This window comes from Pseudomonas lundensis, from assembly GCF_002269125.1.
In the GTDB taxonomy this organism is placed as follows: Bacteria; Pseudomonadota; Gammaproteobacteria; order Pseudomonadales; family Pseudomonadaceae; genus Aquipseudomonas; species Aquipseudomonas lundensis_A.
Map to the genome: position 1 here is coordinate 1 of NZ_NQKI01000074.1, position 3,229 is coordinate 3,229.

The 3,229-nt window shown below is 59.9% G+C and carries 3 protein-coding genes; 1 reads left to right on the forward strand and 2 read right to left on the reverse strand.

All coding sequences use genetic code 11. The annotated features are described in order from the left end of the window. Positions 1-88: 88 nt before the first annotated feature. On the reverse strand, positions 89-346 hold the full coding sequence (locus tag CJF39_RS22395) for a hypothetical protein (RefSeq protein ID WP_094995346.1): 258 nt from the start codon (positions 344-346) through the stop codon (positions 89-91). Between the two features lie 150 nt (positions 347-496). Here CJF39_RS22395 and mobQ point away from each other — a divergent pair, with 150 nt between their 5' ends. Then, the gene (mobQ, locus tag CJF39_RS22400) at positions 497-1,837 is read left to right on the forward strand and encodes a MobQ family relaxase (RefSeq protein WP_283163093.1); all 1,341 of its coding nucleotides are present in this window, start codon (positions 497-499) and stop codon (positions 1,835-1,837) included. Here the strand turns inward: mobQ and CJF39_RS22405 are convergent. Next, positions 1,834-2,667 carry a replication initiation protein gene (locus CJF39_RS22405; RefSeq protein ID WP_212555998.1) on the reverse strand — a complete coding sequence of 278 codons (834 nt, stop codon included), beginning with the start codon at positions 2,665-2,667 and terminating at the stop codon, positions 1,834-1,836. The genes mobQ and CJF39_RS22405 overlap by 4 nt on opposite strands. Positions 2,668-3,229 lie beyond the last annotated feature (562 nt).

Consider the following 3,229-nt stretch of genomic DNA (forward strand, 5'->3'; position numbering starts at 1 on the left):
ACAGCCAGTGGCGTGTAATTCACACGACGAACGCCTCGCCCCGGTTTGGTGGGCTCTGAACCATCAATCACAAACTCATCGGTTTGATTCATTGCTGCGGCTCCTGGGGCATTTTCGCCAGCTCGTACAGCAACGGAGCCAACCGCTTTTTGTCCACGTCACGGGTCACGACCTTGGCCGCCTCGTCGAGCAGCCATTTGCGGATGTTGGGCTGATGCTGGGCCGCATTGAGCAGCAGGCCGCCGAGAATGATCTTTTGCCCGTTCTCGAGCTGACGGCTTTGCTGCCGAAGTCGATTTAGCTTGGCTTCAGCTTCTGCGATTTTTTGCTCTATGGTTTGTGCCATTTTCCGGCCTCACTCAGATATGTCGTGGTACGATAACACGCAGCAAGAGAGCGAAGCGAAAGCAGCAAGTGCGCACTTACGACTCGTACCGAGTCAGCGCGCCCTGCGGGGCAAAAGCAAAAATCAGAATAAGGAGCAAAGGCCATCGCCATCTACCACGCAACCACGAAGCCGATAGCACGCAGCGCGGGACGGTCAGCCGTCGCCGCTGCTGCCTATCGTTCGGGTTCCGAGTTGGTCGATGAACGCACCGGCCTTGTCCATGACTACACCCGGAAAGGGGGTGTAGTTTCGGCCGAAATCATCGCGCCGGATGGCGGCAGTGCCGAGCGCGGCGCGCTGTGGAATGCCGCCGAACTGGCCGAGAACCGGAAGGATTCGCGGACGGCCCGCGAATGGATCGTGGCCCTGCCTGCCGAACTGGATGCTGGCCAGCGCCGGGAGTTGGCTGTTTCCTTTGGTGCCGAACTGGCCCGCCGGTACGGCGTGGCCGTGGATGTTGCTATCCACGAACCCGACCGCGAGGGCGACAACCGCAATCATCACGCGCACATCCTCACCACCACCCGGCGCGTGAGTCGAGGCGCAGCGGGCGAGCTGGTCATGGGCGACAAGTCCAGCATCGAGCTGGCCGACAAGAAACGCCGGGAGCTGGGTTTAGGCCCAGCCGCCGACGAGGTGAAGGCCATTCGGCAGTTGTGGGAGCAGACCGCCAATCGCGCCCTGGAGCGAGCGGGCAGCACCGAACGGATCGACGCCCGAAGCCTCAAGGATCAAGGTATCGACCGTGAGGCGACCACCCACCTCGGGCCAGTGGCCTCCGAGATGGAGCGCCGTGGCCGGATCAGCGATCGAGGCGACGGAAACCGGCAGGTGATGGCCAACAACGAGCAGCGCCAAGGGCTGACTGCGCAGATCATCGACCTGAAAACCGAGCGCGAGCGCCGGGCCAAGGCGCGTCAGGTTGAAGCCCTGCCCGCGGCTGATTTGGTCAAGGCATGGGATGGGCGCAAGGCTGAGTTGTATATGGGCTACCGGCAGCGGGCAGAGCGTCTAGAGTCCCGCGTCGATCAGCAGATACAGGCCATCAGCACCAAACGACGGAACGCCGAAGCCAACCATGCGAAGAAGCGTCCAGTGGAGCCAACCGGGCTGTTGGCCGCGTTCAAGCGCAGCAGCTACGAGAAGCTCATGACTGAATGGTGCGCTACCGCCAAACGCATTAAGGCGTGGAAAGTTGGGCGGGAGAACGACCTGCGTAAGCGGCTTGAGCGTGTGCGGTGCTACCTGACACCGGGCGGCGGTTTTTCTGTGCGAGACGCCGAAAGGACACTCCAGAAGGAGCGTCCTGAGTGGGCGGCGCGGCTACCGCAGGCCCGGGATGAGGTTCAGCGTGAGAAAGAGGCCAAGAAGCAGGAGCTTCTGGCCCAAAAGCGGGAGCGGCAGTCCCTGCAGAAAGGCAGGCCGGGCCGTGGTGGCCACGGCCTCTAGGCCAGATCCAGCGGCATCTGGGTTAGTCGAGCGCGGGCCGCTTCCCATGTCTCACCAGGGCGAGCCTGTTTCGCGATCTCAGCATCTGAAATCTTCCCGGCCTTGCGCTTCGCTGGGGCCTTACCCACCGCCTTGGCGGGCTTCTTCGGTCCAAAACTGAACAACAGATGTGTGACCTTGCGCCCGGTCTTTCGCTGCGCCCACTCCACCTGTAGCGGGCTGTGCTCGTTGATCTGCGTCACGGCTGGATCAAGCACTCGCAACTTGAAGTCCTTGATCGAGGGATACCGGCCTTCCAGTTGAAACCACTCTCGCAGCTGGTCAATTTCTATTTCGCGCTGGCCGATGCTGTCCCATTGCATGAGCAGCTCGTAAAGCCTGATCGCGTGGGTGCTGTCCATCTTGGCCACGTCAGCCAAGGCGTATTTGGTGAACTGTTTGGTGAGTTCCGTCAGGTACGGCAGCATGTCTTTGGTGAACCTGAGTTCTACACGGCCCTCACCCTCCCGGTAGATGATTGTTTGCACCCAGCCGGTAATCATCACACTCGGTCTTTTCCCCTTGCCATTGGGCTCTTGGGTTAACCGGACTTCCCGCCGTTTCAGGCGCAGGGCCGCTTCTTTGAGCTGGTTGTAGGAAGATTCGATAGGGACACCCGCCATCGTCGCTATGTCCTCCGCCGTCACTGAATACATCACTTCATCGGTGACAGGCTCGCTCCTCTTCACCTGGCTAATACAGGCCAGAACGATCCGCTGTTCCTGAACACTGAGGCGATACGCGGCCTCGACCAGGGCATTGCTTTTGTAAACCATTGGGGGTGAGGCCACGTTCGACATTCCTTGTGTATAAGGGGACACTGTATCTGCGTCCCACAATACAACAAATCCGTCCCTTTACAACAACAAATCCGTCCCTTCTTAACAACAAATCCGTCCCTTAATGGCAACAAATCCGTCCCTTTTTAAACTCTACAGGCCACGGATTACGTGGCCTGTAGACGTCCTAAAAGGTTTAAAAGGGAAAAGGAAGAAAAGGGTGGAAACGCAAAAAACGCACCACTACGTGGCCCCGTTGGGGCCGCATTTGTGCCCCTGAAGGGGCGGGGGAGGCGTCTGGGCAATCCCCGTTTTACCAGTCCCCTATCGCCGCCTGAGAGGGCGCAGGAAGCGAGTAATCAGGGTATCGAGGCGGATTCACCCTTGGCGTCCAACCAGCGGCACCAGCGGCGCCTGAGAGGCCTACAGAGCGGTTGGACACCAAGGGGAGGGGCTAAGACCGGTTTATCAGTCCCCTTTCCCTCGTTTCTTTCCAACGCGATAGCCCAGCAAGGCCGCCACCGTTGCCACCGTCACCCCAGCAAGCACAGCCAGTGGCGTGTAATTCACACGA